This window comes from Phyllobacterium endophyticum (assembly GCF_003010935.1).
GTDB lineage: Bacteria > Pseudomonadota > Alphaproteobacteria > Rhizobiales > Rhizobiaceae > Phyllobacterium > Phyllobacterium endophyticum.
Genome location: NZ_PGGN01000001.1, coordinates 1132360 through 1152035, shown reverse-complemented (window position 1 = coordinate 1152035; position 19676 = coordinate 1132360). Strand labels below are relative to the sequence as shown.

Here is a 19676-nt window from a genome sequence, read left to right as displayed (position 1 = left end):
ATGATCCCGGGTGAAATCATCATAGCAGCAGGCGAAATCGAACTCAACGCCGGCGCCAGCGGGCTAACATTGAAGGTGGCGAATACTGGCGACCGGCCCGTGCAGGTGGGGTCGCACTACCATTTCTTCGAAACGAACGCGGCACTGGTTTTCAACCGCGAGCAGGCACGCGGGATGCGTCTTGATATTGCAGCCGGTACGGCGGTCCGGTTCGAGCCGGGACAGGAGCGCGACGTTACGCTCGTGCCCCTCGGAGGGAACCGGACCGTGTATGGATTTCGGCAGAAGGTCATGGGAAAGCTTTGACTCGTCGGCTTGCACCCAGACAATCGACAAGAAGCGACCGGGAAACCGATCGCGACCTACATAGCAGCTATGGGTTGGTTGAGGTTCGCCAGTCAGCTTGGCTTCTTGGTCACCAGCGTCAGGAGACCCTTGGAATCGAGGCTTGCAATGACGACCGCTGCGGAAGTGAGCCCTTTTTCTTTCAAGGCGGCGGAAACTTGTGGCGATTTGTCGATCGAACTGCGAAGTTTCTGAACGTCGGCGTCGCTACGCTTGGCGAGGGCATCGTTTACCTGCGTCTTTGTTGCATCCGGCAGTTCATCGATATCAACGATGTTGATCGTGGTGATGGGCGTGGCACCGGGCTTCGCCTGGGTTTCGCTCTTCGGAGCCGCTGGTTCCGCGGCTGGAGCCTGCGGCGTCGCGGTCTGAGCATAGGCGACAGAAGTCGCAAGCGGGAAAGCCGCACAGATCGCGAGGGCTATCATCTTTCGCATCGTTTTTCCTTTCACGAGATTGGCGAACGATCATCTAGTGATGACGGGCGCACTTCACATGCGGAATTCGATCTCAAGCGGTCGGGGATCGGGTTTTTTCAAGGCAATATCACGGTCGAAATGTGGCACAAGTCCGGGGCCTTTCTCACGATAGTCCACACCAGAGGGGATACTCATGCCCGCTAAAATCACCCGGGCCGCCTACGCCCGCATGTTCGGCCCAACGACGGGCGACAGGGTCCGCCTCGCCGATACGGAGCTTTTCATTGAGATCGAGAAGGACTTTACAGTCTACGGCGAAGAGGTGAAGTTCGGCGGGGGCAAGGTCATCCGGGACGGAATGGGCCAGAGCCAGACCGCCCGCGCCGATGGTGCCGTCGACACCGTGATCACAAACGCACTGGTCGTCGATCATAGCGGCATCTACAAAGCGGATGTCGGCCTGAAGGATGGGTTGATCATTGGCATTGGCAAGGCCGGAAATCCCGATACGCAGCCCGGTGTGACGATCATTATTGGCCCTGGCACGGAGATTATTGCCGGGGAAGGCAAGATTTTGACCGCAGGCGGCATGGACGCCCACATTCACTTCATCTGCCCGCAGCAGATCGAAGAAGCAATGATGTCGGGCATAACGACGATGTTTGGCGGCGGTACCGGCCCGGCGCACGGAACGCTGGCGACGACATGTACGCCCGGACCGTGGCATCTGGGCCGGATGATCCAGTCCTTCGACGCCATCCCCATGAATCTCGGGCTTTCCGGCAAGGGCAACGCGTCGCTGCCAAAAGCGTTGGAGGAGATGATCCTTGGCGGGGCGTGCTCTTTGAAACTCCATGAGGATTGGGGCACGACGCCGGCAGCGATCGACAATTGCCTTGCGGTTGCCGACCAATACGACGTTCAGGTGATGATACATACAGACACGCTGAATGAGAGCGGATTCGTGGAAGACACAGTCGCGGCGTTCAAGGGCCGGACGGTTCACGCTTTTCATACGGAAGGCGCCGGCGGTGGCCATGCGCCTGATATCATCAAGATATGCGGGCTTCCCAACGTCATTCCGTCTTCGACCAACCCGACGCGGCCTTACACGAAAAACACTATTGCAGAACATTTGGACATGCTGATGGTTTGCCACCATCTGTCGTCATCGATACCGGAAGACGTGGCGTTTGCCGAAAGCCGTATCCGCAAGGAGACGATCGCTGCAGAAGATATCCTGCATGATATCGGCGCATTTTCGATCATTTCTTCGGACAGTCAGGCGATGGGCCGGGTTGGCGAAGTCCTGATACGCACTTGGCAGACCGCAGACAAAATGAAACGCCAGCGCGGCAGCCTGCCTCAGGAAACCGGCGACAACGACAATTTCCGCGTCAAACGCTATATTGCGAAATACACCATCAATCCCGCCATCGCCCAAGGCGTATCGCGGCATATCGGCTCCATCGAGGTGGGCAAACGCGCCGATCTCGTCTTGTGGAATCCGGCATTCTTCGGGGTGAAGCCGGACATGGTACTGCTTGGCGGCTCGATTGTCGCGGCACCGATGGGCGATCCAAACGCTTCGATCCCCACGCCGCAACCGGTACATTACCGTTATATGTTCGGCGGCTACGGCAAGAATGTCAGCAATTCATCCGTTGTGTTTGCAAGCAATGCATCGATTGACGCTGGATTGCGCCAGTCATTGGGCATCGACAAACAACTTGTCGGTGTGGAAAACACGCGCAGCGGTATTTCCAAGGCTTCGATGATCCACAATGATGCCACGCCGCATGTCGAGGTCGATCCGGAAACCTACGAGGTGCGCGCGGACGGCGAGCTTCTGACTTGCGAACCGGCAACGGTGCTGCCGATGGCGCAGCGATATTTCCTCTTTTGAGTGCGGTGGGATGAAGGATCATTTCAAGCGGCTTGCCCGCTATAACAAATGGGCCAACGGGCGGATCTACGAAGCAGCCGCGGCGCTGGACGCCGAGGACTACTTTGCGGACCGGCGTGCTTACTTCAAGTCGGTGCATGGCACGCTCAACCATCTCCTTGCGATCGACAAATTGTGGTTAGGGCGCCTGACAGGAGAGCCTTACGTTCCGCCGTCCCCCAACGTCATCCTGCACGATAATCTGGATGCTCTGCGGAAGGCGCGGGCCACCTGTGACGATCACCTGATCGAAGCGGTCGATGCATTGGATGAAAGCACAATAGTGGGTATCTTCAGCTGGGTGACGATGGAAGGCCAGCCCTACACGTCTACATTTGATCGCTGCCTTACGCAGATATTCAACCACCAGACGCACCACCGCGGCCAAGTCCACACCCTGTTGTCGCAGCTTACTGGAGACGCCCCGCCCATCGATTTCTTTTTGTGCATGAACGATGATTTCAGTCCAGAGGGCGAAAACCAATGAGGCGCGTCACGAACCATGCCCACGCGGGACATTATCAGGGAACGCCCTTCGACCATATCGTACTGGCGCATGACGAGCGGCATCTACGGCGCAAGGTGCTGATCCTGTCAGAGGGCGAACATATCCTTGTCGATCTACCCGAGGCTATCGCCTTCGAGCATGGCGACGTGCTTGTACTGGAGGATGGAAGGCTGGCCGAGATAATCGCGGCGACCGAAGCGCTTTATGAGATCACGCCGCGGGATGGCCGGCATCTCTCGGAACTTGCCTGGCATCTCGGGAACCGTCACCTGCCCGCGCAGCTCGAAGAAAACCGGATCCTGATCCTGCGCGATCACGTAATCAAGGCGATGCTCGAAGGTCTCGGAGCAAAAGTCACCGAGATCAACGCACCGTTCCATCCGCTGCATGGGGCATATCATGGCGGGCATGGGCACTCGCATGCCCATGATCATCATCATGGATAACAACACCGCCCTGCTTCGCCTGATGACCTGGCTTTCTCCGGCTTTTCCCGTGGGGGCATTCTCCTATAGCCATGGCATAGAACGCGCGGTGCATGACGGCGTGATCGGTGACAAGGTGTCATTGCAGCTCTGGCTCGAGGATTTGCTCAGCCACGGCTCCCTCTGGAATGACGCGGTCTTGTTCGCCGAGACTTGGCGGAACACCACGCACGGCATCGACTGCCTCGACACGTCGGAGCTCGCGCAGGCCATGGCAGGTTCGAAAGAGCGGCATATGGAGACAATGCTGCAGGGTAGTGCTTTCCTGCAAGCTATTGGACATTGGGGCCACGCGAATAGCAAATCCATCAAGGAGATGGCCTATCCTGTCGCCGTCGCCATGGTTGCCGCTCAGAACGGCATTGCCTGTCAGCCCGCTTTGTCAGCCTTCCTGCATGCAATGCTGTCCAACCTCATACAAGGTGCCGTTCGCCTGGTACCGCTTGGGCAAAGTCATGGCGTATCGCTGATGGCGGCTGTCGAAAAGGATATTCTTGACGTGGCAGAGCGTGCAATGAGCTCAAGCCTGGATGATCTCGGTTCGGCCGCCATCATCTCCGACATCATGGCCATGCAACATGAAACACAATATTCGAGGGTATTTCGCTCATGATTTCGCAAAACGGACCGCTTCGCATCGGCATTGGCGGACCGGTGGGCTCCGGCAAGACGACCGTCACCGAGATGCTGTGCAAGGCGCTGCGTCACCGCTATTCCATCGCGGTCGTGACCAATGACATCTATACCAAGGAAGATGCGCTTATCCTCAACAGGCTCCAGGCGCTGCCCGAAGATCGCATCATGGGTGTCGAAACCGGCGGCTGCCCGCACACGGCGATCCGCGAGGACGCAACTATCAACCTGCAAGCCATTTCCGAGATGAACAAACGTCACCCGGATCTGGACATTGTGTTCATCGAATCGGGCGGCGACAACCTAGCGGCGACATTTTCGCCTGATCTCGCCGACTTGACGATCTATGTCATTTCGGTATGCCAGGGCGAAAAAATACCGCGCAAGGGTGGCCCGGGGATCACGCGGTCCGACTTGCTGATCATCAACAAGAAAGACCTCGCGCCCTATGTAGGAGCCGATCTGGACGTGATGGACGCCGACACAAGGGTACAACGCGGACCCAAACCCTATATATTCACCGACATGCTGCGACGGAACGGCCTCGACGAAGTAATCTCCTTCATCGAGGCGGCGGGAGGGTTACGCCAGGCGGCTTAGCGGCGCCGATTCAGGCTGACTGATCAAGACGTCGGCAAGAATCTTATAGGATCTAATTCTCGCAGGGTGATCGAAGATCTGGCCGGTGACCATGATCTCATCTGCTCCCGTGCGCAGGATGAAATCCTCGACCCCGGCTTTCACCGTTTCGGGTGAGCCAACCACCGAGCACGACAGTGCCTGGCGCAAAATCGCCTTTGCGTGAAGGTCCAGCGTCTCTTCATAACCTCTGACAGGCGGGGGTAATGGTCCTGGATTGCCGGTGCGCAGATTGACAAAGGCCTGCTGCTGCGAGGTTTGCAACAGCCGCGCTTCATCGTCGGTATCCGCGGCGAAGACATTGAGGCCGAGCATGACGTAAGGCTTGTCAAGATATTCGGAAGGTTCAAACCTGGCGCGATAGAGCTCGATTGCCCGCTCCATCTCCGCCGGAGCGAAGTGCGACGCAAAGGCGTAGGGCAAGCCGAGAGCGGCGGCAAGCTGCGCTCCAAAGAGACTGGAGCCCAGTATCCACACCGGAACGTTGGTTCCGGCACCGGGGACTGCAATGACGCGCTGCCCCGGCTGCGGATCACGGAAATAGCTCATCAACTCGACGACATCCTGCGGGAAGCCATTGATATCCTGATCAAGGTTGCGACGCAGCGCCTGTGCCGTGATCTGATCTGTGCCAGGTGCGCGCCCGACACCCAGGTCAATGCGCCCCGGGTGCAAGGAGGCCAATGTGCCAAAGGCTTCCGCGACCATGAGCGGCGAGTGATTCGGCAGCATGATTCCGCCGGCACCAAGCCGGATTTTAGACGTACCGGACGCAACATGTGCGATCACAACAGCGGTCGCAGCGCTGGCGATTCCCCGCATGCTGTGATGCTCGGCAAGCCAGAGGCGATTATAGCCGAGGCGCTCGGCATTCTGCGCCAGGTCCAGCGAATTGCGAAGTGACTGAGCGGCATCGCTGCCAGCGACAATCGGTGAGAGGTCAAGGACGGATATTGGGGTCATTCGCTAGATATAGGTGATCAACGGGTGCGAACAATGATGGCGCGCCTTTTGGTGATTCACAAATTTTGAAGCTTGGTTGAAGGAAGGTGCAGGATGTCAGGGATGTCCGGGGCCGGACGATGCAAGACGCAGTTCCATGCCGACGACGGCGCGCGTTTCCTGAGACAATTGTTCATCGGACTCCCGGATCGCGGTCTCGATGAAATAGGCGATCATCTCGAAACCCTCATCATCGGCAAGCGTGCACAATTTCGAAAGTTCAGTTTTCAGGATTTCGAGTGTTCGTGCTTTCTTGTTCATGCTGTTCTCTCCATGCCCCGCGAACCGCAATAGTGGGTTGAATCCCACTCGTTATATTCTCAGCTGAAATGCCCAAAGCCATGCCACTACCCTGCCGGTCAACAATCTTCCCCGAGGTTTTCGGGAGATTTGCAACAGTGGTTAAGCGGCATTTGTTGGTTGATTCACGACCTACATAAACCATTAATCTCAAAATACTCGCGTTGAAAAGCCCCAAAATTCATACAATTGTTCGTGAATACTTCACTGAACTCATAGAATTTTCTTAAAATTCTATTTACTGTCTGGCAAAGCGATGAATACACTATATATTTTGTGCGACTATCGAATTATAGTCTCAATACCCGGAAAGTTGCACGCGCGCTTTTCCGCATATTTCTTTTGAGCCGGATGCTTCCGCCTTGTCGATGAGGCCAGAAGCAAGGTCCGATACAATTTCTATAGCTGTGTCCTCAGGCACTCCGGTTTCCTGCATTCCGGCTCTCATCGCCGCTTCACTGGCTTCGTCAGTTCCGCAAATATATGCGCGGGCCTCCAATAAAGCAGCCTGCTCGAACTTCCTGTTGCTGACTTCATTAACTTCGTCCGGCGCATACACCTGTTCTTTGATGCTGAACGCCTGAGCGGTCGTGATTCCAGTTGTTGATGCAGCTATCGCTGCGGCCAAAACGAATATTGATGATTTATAGAAGCGCATTCTCCTGCCCCTTCCCAATCATGCCCGAATCTGGCGCAGTGCGCCTCGTTCATTGATTATTAACGGATGGGGACTGCTTCCGTTCCTGAGGTTTAGTCAAGTAGGCGTGATTGAAGCGTGACGCGCACTCACGTCATGCTGCATTGCACAAGACGCAATGCTGCTATGCAATATTAGCTGTATTAAATCAGGCTAGTTGAGTTATCTTGAGATCAGGAATTTTCGACAGCGCCACCTCCTCCCGGCCCTGTCGAAACGGACGGTCTCTTCTCCTCCCAGAAGACCCTCCAAGACCAACGAAACCCACCGCACCTCCTCCCGCGGTGGGTTTTGTTGTTTTCGGTACCTCAGAACCTTTCAGATGTGAGTCAAGAACGCGAGACGCCGCCAGCGGGTGTACGTGCGAGCGGCGCTCAGCCAATAATGGGCATGTGGGTTATTCGATCATTGAGCGGCCACAGGTTTGGTCGACGCCGCCGAAGCGGCGGTGTCTCCCATAGCTGGTTCTTTTGAAGGCGTGGCGCGCTGGGTCAAGGACTTGGGCGGCGGTACAAAATGCGTGTCTTTGGCCGGCGACGGGCCTGCGGGGGCCGTGGCTTTCGGTGCCGTAGTACAGCCTGAAATAATCAACAGCGACAGGGTGACCATGGACAGAGCTAACCGCATACGTCTTTCCTTTTGTATAGACTGCGCCAGTCGCGAGCAGCCTTTAAATGACAGTCAGCGATGACGCTGGCTAGAATCGGCACCTGTTGAGCACTCAAAGATGGCGATTAAGCGTCAACCATGTTCAGCGAACGAGGATGGCGCGCAGATCGTTGACGTTGGTCCCAGTAGGGCCGGGAACGAACAAATCATCGATAGCGGCAAAGGCGGTCCAGGCATCATTGCGGTTGAGGTGGGCCGAGGCATCATGTCCTTTGGCGAACAAGCGCCCGACGCTCGTGCTGTCGGCAAAGGCGCCGGCATTGTCTTCCGACCCGTCAATACCATCCGTATCGGCGGCGAAAGCAGCGATGCCTTCTGCCCCGTCTATATCGACAGCAAGTGAGAGCAGGAACTCACTGTTGCGACCGCCTTTTCCCTTGCCGCGAACCGTCACCGTCGTCTCTCCGCCCGACAGAATGACCACAGGTTTCCTGAACGGCTGATTCCTGGCCAGAACATGCTTTGCCAACGCAGCGTGGACGTGGGCCACTTCACGCGCCTCCCCCTCGACCGCATCGGAAAGAATAACTGCTTCGACCCCCATGCTGCGGGCTTCCTTGGCGGCAGCTTCTAGTGACACTCCCGCCGAGGCGATCACGCGATGTTCGTGGCTGGCAAATACTGCGTCGGAAGGTTTTGGCGCGTCGGCGTTTCCCGAATGCAGATGGGCTAGCGCGGCCGCGGGAAGTTCGAGATCGTAGCGCTCGACTATCTTCAAGGCATCCTCCCGCGTCGTTTCATCAGCCACAGTGGGTCCGGATGCAACGTAGGCCGGATTGTCGCCGGGGATATCGGAGACGATCAACGAATAGACCTGCGCAGGATAGGCTGCAGCCGCTAGCCGCCCGCCCTTTATGGTCGAAAGGTGTTTGCGTACTGCATTCATGGCGGCTATTGGCGCGCCTGACGCGAGGAGCAGTTTATTTACGGTGATTTCATCCTCCAGTGTCATGCCACGCGGCGGGGATGGCAACAGCGCAGAACCGCCGCCTGAAATCAAGGCAACCACAAGGTCGTCTTGCGTCAGCCCAGACACTGTTTCGAGCAGGCGCTTCGATGCGACGAGACCCGCAGCATCGGGAACCGGATGCGATGCTTCGATGATCTCTATGTATTCGCACGGTGCTCCGAACCCGTATCGTGTGACAACCAGACCTTCCAGCGGCGCCTCTCCATATTTGGCAGACCAGGCTTTCTCGAAGGCGCTTGCCATCTGTGCCGAGCCCTTGCCCGCGCCGATGACGATTGTGCGGCCCTTTGGCTTGGATGGAAGGTGCGCCGCAACAATCCGTTCCGGATCAGCTGCTTGAATGGCAGCTTTGAAAAGCCTTGTGAAAAATTCCTTGTCTCCCATTTGTTCAAACTTCCATATCAAAGACAAAAACACCGTTGGTGCCATCTACAGTCGAGGAAACGATTCGTCCTGCAATCGCCTGATGTTCGCCATGGACGAGATAGGCGTCCCGCGCCGCGGCATCGTCAAAATCCAGAATGAAGCCTTCAGAATATCCCTTGTCCATGCCTTCTTCGGGGCTGACATTCGGACCCCACTTGATCATCAGCGCCCCCGGCAGCTTTGCGCACAGGATTTCAAGATCGCCATAGATGGAGAGGCGCACCGACGATGGCACCTCGTCACGAAATCGGAGAAACACGCAGTGCCGGATCATGAATCGAACTTTCTCTCAAAGATGCACATACTGAAGGATTTAACAGTTCGCATATGCCACGATTATATGGCTTTCGATAGAAATTCTTCCATGGAAAGCGCCATGGAGAGCAGCCGGCGATCTGCACCATGCTGCGCCATGAGCATCAGCCCGCCCGGTAAAGCCAGCCCTGGCATAGGCAGCGTGATTGCGGGGAGATCGAATTGGTTGGCGATCTGCGTGTTGCGCAGAAGCAGCGCTTCCGCCTGTTTGTAAGCCGTTTCGTCGCCGCTCACCGATTCCAGGGTCGGCGCCGCAATCGGTGTTGCCGGCAAGGCAAGGACGTCGATTCCGGCGATACGCCGGTCCATTTCCCGCATCAGCGTCTGGCGTTTTTGCATCAGTGCGATGTAATCGGACTCGGATACTCCGAGCCGGCGCAGAAGAGGGCGCTGGACGCGCTGATCGATATCGAGTGTCTCGTCGTGCAACCATTGGGCATGAACGCGGCTTCCTTCGATACCGGCGATCGAACCGATCGCCGTCGCATCGGCCAAAGCCTCGATGAGATCGTCCATAGCAAAGTCAACTATCACCGCTCCCGCATCCGCGCCCACCTGCAGCGCGCGAGCGAAGGCGGCGGCAATCGGTTTCTCCATTTGCGTCAACAAGTGCCCATGGGGGACACCTATGCGAAGGCTATGCAACGATGCTGGTTTTTCGTATGTGATCGCTTCCCCAGCCATCGCGGCATCGGCGATGGCGCAATCATGGACCGACCGGGCCAAAGGGCCGATAGAGTCGAGGCTTGGCGACAACGGGAATGCGCCTTGCTTCGGTACACGCTTGGCCGTCGGTTTAAACCCGACTATGCCATTCAGCGCTGCCGGTATGCGAACGGAGCCTCCAGTATCAGATCCGATGGATATGTCGCTGGTGCCCTCCGCAACCGCAATTGCAGCGCCGGTCGAAGATCCGCCCGCCACACGACCCGGAGCAACGGCGTTCGAGGCTGTGGGGTAATGGGGATTCAGCCCGACGGCGGTGAAGGCGAATTCAGTCATGATCGTCTTGCCAATGATCACTGCTCCCGCATCACGCAATCTTTTTACAATGACGGCGTCGGAGATTGCGGGCTTGGCCGAGCGCCGGATGATGGAACCAGCCAGGGTCGGTTCGCCGGCAACGTCGAAAAGATCCTTGATGGACACAATCCGTCCGTCGAGTGGTCCACGCGATGCACCTTCGCGCAGACGCCGATCGGCCGCATCTGCCTCCAGACGAGCGTTCTCTCTATAGATCTTAACGAATACGCGCTCATCACCATTGCGCGCGGACAAACGCGCCAGTTGTTCCTCTAGCCTGTCTCGGACGGGCGTTATCGGCTGTGACAATGGTGATTCCTGGACAGATCGAAGGCTTCGATGACCAGTCATATAGCCGTAAGTCCATATCGATGAAAAGCCCTGCTGCGACAGCTGACAAGTGGCGAGCAGCGCTATGCACGGTTGGCAATGCTGCTCTGCAACATCTGCATTTTTAAATCGATGCAAACTCCCGCATAGTTCCTTTCAGGGAGGGCAAATAAAAGGGGTAAGACCATGAGCCTTCGCAATCGTATCCACCAATATCGCCAGTACAGGCAGAATCTTCACGAGTTACGCTCCTGCACGGACCGTAATCTGGCCGATCTGGGCATCGCACGCTCCGACATTCGACGTATCGCCTGGATGGCCTGCGTCTAAGAACTTTTCATGATATGCGAGTTGACAGCGCCGCGGCCGCCAAGCTGCCGGCGCTGCCTGTTTAATTAAATTTTTAGCATCTTGGTTAACCGGGCCACTCGCGCGCGCCAGCCATTGACGCAACGCGTGATTTCGCCGGTATTTGCTTGTCATTCCACGATAAAATAGACAGCCGGCGCCTTGGATCAGCGTGATCGCCTGCGGATCGCAGGACAATTCCTCGCTTTTCATGTCACGACCGCGTCACGCGGCTTTCATTAATCCTCTGTTAATCAACACGGGTAGCGGGGGCTTACAGCCGCGTTGCAGCAAATGAATAAAAGAACTTATTGGAACAGGAATCGCAAACGCAAATAAATCCTGAAGAGAAATACTCTTCTCATCAAAGGGCGTAGGGAACTATTATGAGTGGAACAACACCTGACCATAATCATTATGCATCCAAAATAGCCGGAGAATCAAAATTCAAAAGCGGCATCTTCATCTATGCCGAATCAGGAGTAGTATTTCAGGGCCTGGTTCAGTCTCTAGAGCGAACATTTCCTGACATTGACGTTCATCTGTCCAGCAAGTTCGTGGAGGTAGACGACTTTGACAATGATATCGGTCTAGTCCTCGTCCATAGCAGCTTCGTTGCCGATCCGGCCGAATGCGTCACACGTTTCAAAAAGCGCTTCCCAGGCGCATCGATCACAATGATGATCGACGAAAACAACGCTGGCGTACAGGAACTGAACAGCCTTTTCGACAGTCGCCAGGTTCAGGGTCTTCTTCCTTTTAGCCTCAAGCTTGATATCTGGCTTGCCGTTATCTGGCTTCTGCTGAATGGCGGCGAATATTATCCATCAGCGATCATGCGCTCGATCGAAAAGAACTCGAACGGCATGCAGGGTGCTCAAGGACACGGCTTCGGCAATCAGGCAAAGAACAATTCGGGAGTCGGCAAGCAGATAAAGACGTTGACGCTGCGCGAAACCCAAATCCTGGAACTGCTCTCCGAAGGCTTGCAGAACAAGATCATTGCAGACCGCCTGTCGCTTTCCGAGCATACGGTCAAGGTTCATGTGCACAACCTTATTCGCAAGCTCCGCGTTCACAACCGTACGCAGGCCGCGGCGGTGTACCGCAATAGCATGGACCAGGAGGCGTACCAGCCCCCTTTTAAAGCGTACGGTACCGGGATGAGCCGCATGGACGGCTCGCCAGACTTGGCCCGGGCCGTATAATCAACCGTGGGCAACGACAGTTTGCCAGTGGCCTTTATCAACAACTGACGAGCACCGAACCGGTGCTCGTCCAGCGTTTTGTCCGTCAAGCAAACACCTGCCGTGAGTGCGAGTCGAGCCATCTCCTGCTTACTGCGCACGTCTGCCCTGACCCATAATCATTGTATTTACAAAATGTTCGGGAGCAGCGGCGTCGCATGAACTTGGTTGATGCATGCTGTTCATCCATATGACGGCCAAAGATGATGGTCGCGAACTTCTCCGGTTTCTTCTTTCGTTTGATACTCGCATCGACGCTCGAGATCGATCTCATCGTTCATATTGCTACAGAATATTGAGAATTGGCTATGGTGCGGCATAGTTCGACTAGCCGCCGGCTCGCTTGCCTCCCAGGGTGCAGTCAAAGAACGCCACGAAGCAGACACTCTCCCGATAAGGCGAAACCTCCGATTCCAGAGCTACAACAATAATTACTATGGATTCTATAGTACTGTTAATCAATTTTAATTATTGACGAAAAGTCAATATACTATAACTTATTTGCAAAAATCGAATCAAAAAATATGCAATACCAAGAATAACTGCAAATATAAATCGAGTAGTTTAAGACAAGGCAGCGTTTGTATTGTATTTGAGCTATGGTCAAGTCTCGGTGCGATCAGAGGAGCGCAGGTTATATGGCATATAACCACGATCTTGGAAGTAGGCCACAGGCATCTTCTGATATCGCAGAGGCAAGACGTTGGTGAATGGGGTCATTGGGGGGCCCGAGTGATGCCGTACAGAAAAGAACCGCTGAGCGAACGGCGGAGAAAAAACACAGCGGGAACAGGCAGCCTTCTCTACGGGACGGTGATGCCTGTTATCCCTGCGATTGCCGGGCTCTCGGTCCAGTTCCCGGCATTGGCCAGAATTCTTCTGGCCACGCGTGGCAAAGAGTTTCTCCGTTGCATAGCCGGTTACCAGGTAGAGAGCAGTTGCCGGCCATAGCGCCGGTCCTGCCCGAGACCAGACAACAGGAACAATGCAATCTCATGCAACATTTGCCCAAGGGTATTTATGCGAAATCGCCTACAGACATTCTGTCCCTCAAAGACCGTGCATTCGCGGATCGTCAATGCACTGTGGATTGAGTTTGGCGGGACACCATGGAACATGCCGCCTGACTGGGAGCCTGAACGCGCATGGGCGCGGCAGCTCGACCTGACACTGATACCCAATCTCGGTCCGATGTCGGTCGCGATTCTGGACCAATGGCTTGCCGCCGGCGACGATGAAGATGATGACGGAAGCGAGCGCCCAAGCGAAACCGGCTGAACAAACTGAAGCATCCGACAAGAAAAAACGCGCCCCAGAGGGCGCGTAATCTTTGGCTTTTGCCTGTCGTTTTCTGAACTTTGTTTACTAACTAAACCCCCTACTTGGGTCAGTGCTACGCCGAAATTCTGACTTACTGTTAATAGAATTTTCAGAACTTCGGCGTAGGTCCCCCACTGACTGCCCGCTTGCTCCCACACACGCTTGAATGTTTTTTGTTTTGTTTTCATGCGTTAAACTTGCGACCACATGATGAGGTTATGTTTCAACCCGTTACGCAAGCGTGACTCAAAGGCGGTTTTTGAGCTTTTTTCCACAGAGTCACGTAATTAAAAGGAACTAGGCGCAATTAGAACGAGCAATTCGTTCGATTCAGAGCCGGAGCTTGCCCCACTGGGACGTTTCATTGAACTGCCAGTCAGCAAAATCAGCGGCCGGCTTTGTGAGCGCAACTGCGTCCGGGTTGTTCAGCAAGACATCGAGCAGCGACTGGGCATCCTGCCGCTTGATATTCCTGATGTACGGTTTCAGTCGCTCGGCTGCCTGGTCCACCTCAACCGAGACGGCATCGAAAACCCGCTGCCACGTACGTTCCTTGAAGAATACGCGATCAGCGCGAATACGAATCAGCTGGCGTTCCTCGGCGGTGATCGAGCCAGCGGCAAATGCCGCATCGAGGCTCGCATCGACAGTGACCATCGCCTCGCTAAAAGCAAGATAGCCAAACTCGGCGGGCGCATGGACCTGCGCAACCGCAGCATCGTCCTCCAACCCTCCGAAGGCATAGCGCTCGAATACTTCGCCGATACCGATCATGCCAAATGGATGGCACTCGGCGGCGCGCAAAGCGCCCATGCTGGCCGCGCCATAGACAGCGACGCCGCGTGACAAGGCGTAAAGTATCTCCTTGTGCCAAACTGCGGCGACGTCTTCAAACCGCCCGTCGACCAGTCCGATGGCGCGGAAGCCCTGATCTACTGCATGGGTGATATCACCGCATTTGGCGGGGCCGCGGCAGGTCAAATCATGTTCCGGCAGCACGCGATCTTCACCGCCTCGCACAGGGACAAATTCCGTTCCAGAAAGACTTGGGCCCGCAAACAGGATCTTCATCGCCCGCCCCTATTGCCGGAGCATGGCGTTGAGCGCACGCCCGCCAAACCGATGCTTGCGAATGCCGGCCGGACTCTCGAGTTCGTTGACCAAAACACGGCAGACCGACATGCCGTAATCCTCACCGCCCATCGGAACGACAACGACGCTTGCGATGCCTCGCCGGCGCAAGGGCTCAAGATAAGTTTCAAGGCTGGCGCGATTCTCTGGTTCTGGCTCGTCGAACCGCCAGTGATCCCTTGGCTCGGCATGGATATAGACACCGAGATCCGGCGCAAGGCGCTGCGCATATTCGGAGGGGTCGAAATCATCGCGCGCACCGGAAATATTGGTGATACGTGTCTGTGCCGCTTCGGTTATGGCTCGCATCGCTGCAACGCGCGGCGACAAATGGCAGCCGTAGCCAGCGGCAAGATCGAAATGCAGATAAGTACCATGCTGTGTCGCCGGGCTGATCGTCGCCATGAAGACCGGCAGGCCAATATCCGACGTCACATTGAACAGCCGCAGAACGAAATTTGCCGCGGCGATCCGCTCGGCCAGCCAGTCTATGCCGCTATCGCCGAATACAGCCGGATCGACGCAATGTGCCTGCACACCGGCGTCGCGTTGAAAGCGCCATAACTCGGTCGCATCGCGCTCGACACGCTCGCACAATCCGTGAATGACTGCTTCCAGCAGGCAATTGCCCGAGGCAAGGCCATCGGTCGACTGGCAATAATGCCAGGATTGCCGTGCCGAGGTGAAATCGAGTGAGACAAGTTCACGCGGTACAAAAACCGGCTGTTGTTTCAAAAGGTCGAAGCCTTCGAGCCAATAATCGTTTTCATCGGCTCCCGCCTCGTCCGCGCCGCGCATCAACAGCATACGCCCGTCAAATACATCGTGGCCGGCGTCGAGTAACTCGCGGCGGCTGGCGGCAAAGGAAGCGAGTGGGATATCTTCGGCAATGGCGATTTCGGCGGCTTCCATCACGGCGGAAGCGCGGGCATGGGCGGCGCTGATGCCTTTGCCCTGGCTGACGGCCAATGTGCGACTGTTAGGACGCACGGCCATCCACACGGGAATGCCGATCCGGTCAAGGCCGGTCACCTCGGCCATCCGGACGATGCCCAAACGGGGAAAGTGCGGCCGCAACCGGCTGACGGTTTCGTCCGCATCAATCAGTCTTGTCGACGACGGTTCTCCCGGGCGGAAAGCAGAACGAAGGTTCGCTTCGTCTGCCGCCAGCCGGTCAAGAACCGGAAGCTCGGCCAATGGTTTCATTGCCACTCCATCGGGCCGTAAAACACGCATTTATTGCAAACTATCCAAATGCTGGATAACGCGCTTGCAACAGTATTTAGTTTAGTGCCGCGGGACCAGCGGAATGCGCCCTTTCCGACGGATTGGTGCGGTACCCACTAGCCACAACCGGACCGGCAGAATGCGCCCGTTCAGATGGATTGCTGCGATACACGCTGTCCACAACCGGACCGGCGGAATGTGCACGCTCCGATGGATTGCTGCGATAGCCACTGAACAGAACCGGGCTGCTGGAGTGTGCACGATCGGATGTTTCATCCCGTGCCTTCATTGTTACAACGATATCTGCTTCTTTCGATGCAGGGCCAAAGAAATGCGCACGGTCCGACGGATCATTCCGCCTGCCCGCCGTCATCACCATACCGCTAGAATGAGCGCGATCAGCAGCGTCACTCCGGCTTGCATCGGCAGCAAAGATATTTCCGGGTCGATTGGCAATCGAATCAATGAATTCAGTGCCAGCCAGTCCCGATGAAGCAATTAAATCACGATCGAGAGGCTCGACCGTTTGAGTTTCCGAATCAACGAGCCAAAGCGCGTTCGTTTCTGGATCATTCATGATGTAAAACGTTGCCATGCGAATAACCTTTCTATGAAGGAGAGCCCACATGGCGAACGTATGACGATTCTATTTTAGATCAAGAAAAGAATTGTCTCATCTTGTTTTCCGCTCGTATTTTAGTTTGTTTTTATTTTTTGTCAGGTCCGTTAGAGTGCATTTTAGTATCAGCCGCCGACCGACTGTCCGTAGCAACAGCAATATTTATTCCCTTAACTACCGACACCCCATTTTTTCGCGCCTCTTTGACGTCCTTAAAAAAATCGGAACCCTGGAGATCGGCATCCGTCAGTTGTTCGACACTCTTACTCTGTACATCAACCAACCACAGTTCGTCTTTTCCGGCTTCGCCGACAATGAAATACTTCGCCATGCAGATGGGTCCTTTGATGAGATTGGAACTGAGAACTATTGGAATCCTGCTTCGCGCAGAGACGCCTCATATTTTTGACGTTGTTCGGGAATTCTGAGAGACATATTTTTGATCCAATCCCCGACTCGGAAATCTGGATTGTCTTCCAAAGATCGTTGTCTCCATTCACTCGCCTTTTCCCGCTCACCGAGCATGGCCCAACAGGCGGCCATGGGCCGGGCTGCAGCACGCGGGTTTTGCATACGCTGGATGAAGGCAATCGCTTCTTCATAACGATCAAGATCGTGAAGCGTCCCAGCACCGACCCAGTAATAATAGTCCGGAGCCAGAGGGTTGAGCGCTATCGCCTGTTCAATTTTTTCGAGCGAAAGATCAAGGTATCCGTAATGATTGAGCGCGTCCGCGTAGTCTGCAAGGAGATCGGCATGCTGCGGATTAATTGACTCGCCCTGGTCGAAATATTCCAGGCTATCGTCGAATTTGCCGAGATACATACTGATGGTGCCAAGTTCGCGCAACGGCCGCTCATCATCCGGATCGGCCGGTGCAGCATGCCTAGCGATTTGTTCGCCCTCAAGCAGGATGTCTTTGTCCTTCCGCGCCAATACCAACCACTCTCGCTGCATTGTTCGCGCGATACCGCTCAGTGCAGGCACAAAGTCAGGAGCCGCCGTTAAGGCGTTCTTGAACGATTGCCGCGCCTGACGGAGTTTGGCAACGTCGAGTTTTTCAAATTCTCTCTTGCCTACAAGGTACCAGTAGTAAGCGTTCGGATCCTGGTAAAGCTTGTTGTAGCGGTCGAGTTCGGACTTCTCGATGACCGATACGACGGAGAGGATGATGCGGATCGACAGCTGGCGGTATTGCTGCTCGGGCAGGACATAATCGAACTTCTGCTTTTCGGCCCAGACGATTTCCTGCGTAGCAACATCGACCAATTTCACCGACAGGAAGCAGAAACCGTCGCGGCGCACGATCTTGCTGTCGACGGCATAGTTGACGCCGAATTGCGCATTCAGCCCTTCGAAACTGTCGATGGGAGATTCGGTGACCACTCTCCTGGACGTATAGGGTGCGACAACCGAGAGCGTACGCAGTCGGCAAAGCCCGATGGTGATATCGTCTACCAGTGAGGCTGCAAGTTGCTCCATCGGATCCGCTGCATTGTGCGGCATATAAAGGACCATGACGCGCGGCAGGCCGGCCCTTTTGTTCTGCTCGAGCTGGGTCGTCGCCAGGATCGATTGCGGGGTCTGGATTTCGACGCCATTGGTAACGAGCGGAGGAGCCGGCTGCGGCAGGATGAGGGCTCGCGTTGTCGCTGGTGAAAGTTTGGGCAGCAGTTTCTGGTAAAGTTCGATGGTCTCTTCTTCCGGATCGACATCAAGGTCGTCACGGAGCTTCTTTGCGCATTCGCGGAATGTACGCTCGACCTTCGCGATCAAACCAAGTTGCGATGCGGTCTGCATCAACGTGCGATAGCCGACCTCCTGATAGGGATCGATCTCGATCAGCTTGCGGGCACATTGGCGCTTTTCATCAATGCTGACGCCAACAGGCTGGTTGACCATTTTCAACAGTGTCGCCGTCAGATCATCGCGCAGTTTGACGCGCTGAATATCCAGCCATTCGTCGAAATCGGAATTTTGTGGCTCATTCTGAGCAAGCACATCGCCGGTATAGAGATTGGCGAGACTGAGAACGGACTCGATATCGCCGAGCTGCGCATATTCAAGATAATCAAGCAGGTCGATGCTGAGCAGCTCGGCCTTCACCTGTGAAAGGTTCAGATAGACATAGGATGCATCGCCCTGGATAAGATTGAGGCCGTATTGCTCCTGAAACTTGCGGATGCGCGCCAGACTCTGGCGCAAATTCATGGAAGCGTGAGCCTGATCCGTGTCGGACCAGAATACCTGGGAAAGCTTGCCCCGTGAGACAGAATGATTGGGGTTCTCGAGAAGCAGATAAACGACGATACGCAAAAAGTTCGCGGGTATGCGGGGCACGAGTTGCCCACCCAGACTAACAGTTGCCTCTCCAAAAACCGTCAGCTTCATTCCGACCTAAACCCCGGATTTATATGTTTTTTTGAGTATGTAGCCCTGTCAACTTATTTGATGCGATTTTGTTGTGCCATCTAACTCTACTATAGCTTGAAGTAGTTCACTATAGGGGCCATTAGCACAAAGTCTAATAACTATGAATTAAGGCTTTCCCCAAGGCAAGCACAATTACCCGGCCGAAGGCCCGTTCCAAGGGGATTTTATGCCAATTCCGGGATTAGGCCTTGGCGTTGCCTTGGGCAGCCCCGACAGGACGGCCGCATCAATAATTAATCCGATTGAGTCACCCAAATACTACAATTCCAAATATTCGCGCAAATGTGCACAGGAGTTATCCCCTGGAGGGAAAGAGGACGGGAATATTAACTCTACAAGTTTGTTGTTGGAGCAGCCCACCCCCACAGGTCAGAACGCGCGTCTGATCTCGAATATCGCCTTGGCGATTGCGATATCGGCTTCCGAGCCCGCGCTTTCGGCTGTCGTTCTGACGAGATGCTCCGCAAGCTCTGACAGAGCGAGAGCGACCTCAAACCTGTCCCAACCGGCGTTCAGCGCATCATCTGCCAGCTCCTCGAATGCTGCTCTGAGAGCATCCTTGCATTCGAGCGTTCTGTTCGCTTGATCGTCGAACCTATGTGGCTGTGCTATCGTCATGCAAAGATTTTACAGCCGTTACCGGAC

The 19676-nt window shown here is 55.4% G+C and carries 23 protein-coding genes; 9 read left to right on the top strand and 14 right to left on the bottom strand.

The annotated features are described in order from the left end of the window. Entirely contained in the window at nucleotides 1–306 is a 306-nt protein-coding gene (locus CU100_RS05410) for an urease subunit beta (RefSeq protein ID WP_106715461.1), read from the top strand. Nucleotides 307–398: 92 nt separating this feature from the next. On the opposite strand, the gene CU100_RS05405 is transcribed toward CU100_RS05410, so the two are convergent. Further along, entirely contained in the window at nucleotides 399–782 is a 384-nt protein-coding gene (locus CU100_RS05405) for a hypothetical protein (RefSeq protein ID WP_106715460.1), read from the bottom strand. Nucleotides 783–836: 54 nt separating this feature from the next. Next, nucleotides 837–959, bottom strand: a complete 123-nt coding sequence (locus CU100_RS27465; protein ID WP_280951579.1) for a hypothetical protein — start codon at nucleotides 957–959, stop codon at nucleotides 837–839. Here CU100_RS27465 and ureC point away from each other — a divergent pair. Genes ureC through ureG form a run of 5 tightly spaced genes read left to right on the top strand, consistent with a single transcriptional unit; the run spans nucleotide 958 to nucleotide 4935 of the window. Continuing rightward, nucleotides 958–2670 (top strand): urease subunit alpha, encoded by a 1713-nt coding sequence (ureC, locus tag CU100_RS05400; protein WP_106715459.1) that lies wholly within the window; start codon nucleotides 958–960, stop codon nucleotides 2668–2670. The genes CU100_RS27465 and ureC overlap by 2 nt on opposite strands. Nucleotides 2671–2680: 10 nt before the next feature. Further along, complete coding sequence (locus CU100_RS05395) at nucleotides 2681–3196, top strand: DinB family protein (RefSeq protein ID WP_106715458.1); 516 nt, start codon at nucleotides 2681–2683, stop codon at nucleotides 3194–3196. Beyond that, on the top strand, nucleotides 3193–3663 hold the full coding sequence (gene ureE / locus CU100_RS05390; protein ID WP_106715457.1) for an urease accessory protein UreE: 471 nt from the start codon (nucleotides 3193–3195) through the stop codon (nucleotides 3661–3663). Before CU100_RS05395 ends, ureE begins: the two co-directional genes overlap by 4 nt. Further along, nucleotides 3626–4315, top strand: a complete 690-nt coding sequence (locus CU100_RS05385) for an urease accessory protein UreF (protein WP_106715456.1) — start codon at nucleotides 3626–3628, stop codon at nucleotides 4313–4315. The genes ureE and CU100_RS05385 overlap by 38 nt, the downstream gene beginning before the upstream one ends. Then, on the top strand, nucleotides 4312–4935 hold the full coding sequence (gene ureG, locus CU100_RS05380; protein WP_106715455.1) for an urease accessory protein UreG: 624 nt from the start codon (nucleotides 4312–4314) through the stop codon (nucleotides 4933–4935). Before CU100_RS05385 ends, ureG begins: the two co-directional genes overlap by 4 nt. On the opposite strand, the gene CU100_RS05375 is transcribed toward ureG, so the two are convergent. The 6 genes from CU100_RS05375 to CU100_RS05350 form a co-directional block, all read right to left on the bottom strand. After that, complete coding sequence (locus CU100_RS05375; RefSeq protein WP_106715454.1) at nucleotides 4918–5937, bottom strand: LLM class flavin-dependent oxidoreductase; 1020 nt, start codon at nucleotides 5935–5937, stop codon at nucleotides 4918–4920. The two genes, ureG and CU100_RS05375, sit on opposite strands and share 18 nt — an antisense overlap. A 96-nt stretch (nucleotides 5938–6033) precedes the next feature. Beyond that, nucleotides 6034–6237 (bottom strand): hypothetical protein, encoded by a 204-nt coding sequence (locus CU100_RS05370; RefSeq protein WP_106715453.1) that lies wholly within the window; start codon nucleotides 6235–6237, stop codon nucleotides 6034–6036. A 337-nt stretch (nucleotides 6238–6574) separates the two neighbouring features. Further along, entirely contained in the window at nucleotides 6575–6934 is a 360-nt protein-coding gene (locus tag CU100_RS05365; protein WP_106715452.1) for a hypothetical protein, read from the bottom strand. Nucleotides 6935–7724: 790 nt separating this feature from the next. After that, entirely contained in the window at nucleotides 7725–8996 is a 1272-nt protein-coding gene (locus CU100_RS05360; protein WP_106715451.1) for a glycerate kinase type-2 family protein, read from the bottom strand. 4 nt (nucleotides 8997–9000) lie between these two features. Further along, complete coding sequence (locus CU100_RS05355; RefSeq protein ID WP_106715450.1) at nucleotides 9001–9312, bottom strand: Dabb family protein; 312 nt, start codon at nucleotides 9310–9312, stop codon at nucleotides 9001–9003. A gap of 62 nt (nucleotides 9313–9374) precedes the next feature. Continuing rightward, nucleotides 9375–10673 carry an amidase gene (locus CU100_RS05350; RefSeq protein ID WP_106716022.1) on the bottom strand — a complete coding sequence of 433 codons (1299 nt, stop codon included), beginning with the start codon at nucleotides 10671–10673 and terminating at the stop codon, nucleotides 9375–9377. Between the two features lie 219 nt (nucleotides 10674–10892). On the opposite strand from CU100_RS05350, the gene CU100_RS05345 reads away from it, so the two are divergent. From CU100_RS05345 to CU100_RS05335, 3 genes are all read left to right on the top strand, one after another. Beyond that, nucleotides 10893–11036, top strand: a complete 144-nt coding sequence (locus CU100_RS05345; RefSeq protein WP_106715449.1) for a DUF1127 domain-containing protein — start codon at nucleotides 10893–10895, stop codon at nucleotides 11034–11036. Between the two features lie 404 nt (nucleotides 11037–11440). Then, nucleotides 11441–12262 (top strand): helix-turn-helix transcriptional regulator, encoded by an 822-nt coding sequence (locus CU100_RS05340; protein WP_106715448.1) that lies wholly within the window; start codon nucleotides 11441–11443, stop codon nucleotides 12260–12262. Between the two features lie 1059 nt (nucleotides 12263–13321). Beyond that, nucleotides 13322–13579 (top strand): hypothetical protein, encoded by a 258-nt coding sequence (locus tag CU100_RS05335; protein WP_146141799.1) that lies wholly within the window; start codon nucleotides 13322–13324, stop codon nucleotides 13577–13579. Between the two features lie 372 nt (nucleotides 13580–13951). Here the strand turns inward: CU100_RS05335 and CU100_RS05330 are convergent, their stop codons facing one another. From CU100_RS05330 to CU100_RS05305, 6 genes are all read right to left on the bottom strand, one after another. Further along, nucleotides 13952–14692, bottom strand: coding sequence for a TfuA-like protein (locus CU100_RS05330; protein WP_106715446.1), 741 nt, complete (start codon nucleotides 14690–14692; stop codon nucleotides 13952–13954). A gap of 9 nt (nucleotides 14693–14701) precedes the next feature. After that, nucleotides 14702–15958, bottom strand: a complete 1257-nt coding sequence (locus CU100_RS05325) for a YcaO-like family protein (RefSeq protein WP_170113736.1) — start codon at nucleotides 15956–15958, stop codon at nucleotides 14702–14704. 76 nt (nucleotides 15959–16034) lie between these two features. Next, entirely contained in the window at nucleotides 16035–16574 is a 540-nt protein-coding gene (locus tag CU100_RS26740) for a hypothetical protein (protein ID WP_106715444.1), read from the bottom strand. Between the two features lie 112 nt (nucleotides 16575–16686). Beyond that, complete coding sequence (locus CU100_RS05315; RefSeq protein WP_106715443.1) at nucleotides 16687–16929, bottom strand: hypothetical protein; 243 nt, start codon at nucleotides 16927–16929, stop codon at nucleotides 16687–16689. Nucleotides 16930–16964: 35 nt separating this feature from the next. Continuing rightward, on the bottom strand, nucleotides 16965–18938 hold the full coding sequence (locus tag CU100_RS05310) for a BTAD domain-containing putative transcriptional regulator (protein WP_170113735.1): 1974 nt from the start codon (nucleotides 18936–18938) through the stop codon (nucleotides 16965–16967). Nucleotides 18939–19400: 462 nt separating this feature from the next. Beyond that, nucleotides 19401–19649, bottom strand: coding sequence for a hypothetical protein (locus tag CU100_RS05305; RefSeq protein WP_106715441.1), 249 nt, complete (start codon nucleotides 19647–19649; stop codon nucleotides 19401–19403). Nucleotides 19650–19676: the final 27 nt, after the last annotated feature.

Excerpts from the sequence above, each read along its gene's own strand:
- CU100_RS05410 (WP_106715461.1), top strand. The coding sequence starts at position 1 with ATGATCCCGGGTGAAATCATCATAGCAGCAGGCGAAATCGAACTCAAC.
- CU100_RS05405 (WP_106715460.1), bottom strand. The coding sequence starts at position 782 with ATGCGAAAGATGATAGCCCTCGCGATCTGTGCGGCTTTCCCGCTTGCG.
- ureC (WP_106715459.1), top strand. The coding sequence starts at position 958 with ATGCCCGCTAAAATCACCCGGGCCGCCTACGCCCGCATGTTCGGCCCA.
- CU100_RS27465 (WP_280951579.1), bottom strand. The coding sequence starts at position 959 with ATGAGTATCCCCTCTGGTGTGGACTATCGTGAGAAAGGCCCCGGACTT.
- CU100_RS05395 (WP_106715458.1), top strand. The coding sequence starts at position 2,681 with ATGAAGGATCATTTCAAGCGGCTTGCCCGCTATAACAAATGGGCCAAC.
- ureE (WP_106715457.1), top strand. The coding sequence starts at position 3,193 with ATGAGGCGCGTCACGAACCATGCCCACGCGGGACATTATCAGGGAACG.
- CU100_RS05385 (WP_106715456.1), top strand. The coding sequence starts at position 3,626 with ATGGGCACTCGCATGCCCATGATCATCATCATGGATAACAACACCGCC.
- ureG (WP_106715455.1), top strand. The coding sequence starts at position 4,312 with ATGATTTCGCAAAACGGACCGCTTCGCATCGGCATTGGCGGACCGGTG.
- CU100_RS05375 (WP_106715454.1), bottom strand. The coding sequence starts at position 5,937 with ATGACCCCAATATCCGTCCTTGACCTCTCACCGATTGTCGCTGGCAGC.
- CU100_RS05370 (WP_106715453.1), bottom strand. The coding sequence starts at position 6,237 with ATGAACAAGAAAGCACGAACACTCGAAATCCTGAAAACTGAACTTTCG.
- CU100_RS05365 (WP_106715452.1), bottom strand. The coding sequence starts at position 6,934 with ATGCGCTTCTATAAATCATCAATATTCGTTTTGGCCGCAGCGATAGCT.
- CU100_RS05360 (WP_106715451.1), bottom strand. The coding sequence starts at position 8,996 with ATGGGAGACAAGGAATTTTTCACAAGGCTTTTCAAAGCTGCCATTCAA.
- CU100_RS05355 (WP_106715450.1), bottom strand. The coding sequence starts at position 9,312 with ATGATCCGGCACTGCGTGTTTCTCCGATTTCGTGACGAGGTGCCATCG.
- CU100_RS05345 (WP_106715449.1), top strand. The coding sequence starts at position 10,893 with ATGAGCCTTCGCAATCGTATCCACCAATATCGCCAGTACAGGCAGAAT.
- CU100_RS05340 (WP_106715448.1), top strand. The coding sequence starts at position 11,441 with ATGAGTGGAACAACACCTGACCATAATCATTATGCATCCAAAATAGCC.
- CU100_RS05335 (WP_146141799.1), top strand. The coding sequence starts at position 13,322 with ATGCGAAATCGCCTACAGACATTCTGTCCCTCAAAGACCGTGCATTCG.
- CU100_RS05330 (WP_106715446.1), bottom strand. The coding sequence starts at position 14,692 with ATGAAGATCCTGTTTGCGGGCCCAAGTCTTTCTGGAACGGAATTTGTC.
- CU100_RS05325 (WP_170113736.1), bottom strand. The coding sequence starts at position 15,958 with ATGAAACCATTGGCCGAGCTTCCGGTTCTTGACCGGCTGGCGGCAGAC.
- CU100_RS26740 (WP_106715444.1), bottom strand. The coding sequence starts at position 16,574 with ATGGCAACGTTTTACATCATGAATGATCCAGAAACGAACGCGCTTTGG.
- CU100_RS05315 (WP_106715443.1), bottom strand. The coding sequence starts at position 16,929 with ATGGCGAAGTATTTCATTGTCGGCGAAGCCGGAAAAGACGAACTGTGG.
- CU100_RS05305 (WP_106715441.1), bottom strand. The coding sequence starts at position 19,649 with ATGACGATAGCACAGCCACATAGGTTCGACGATCAAGCGAACAGAACG.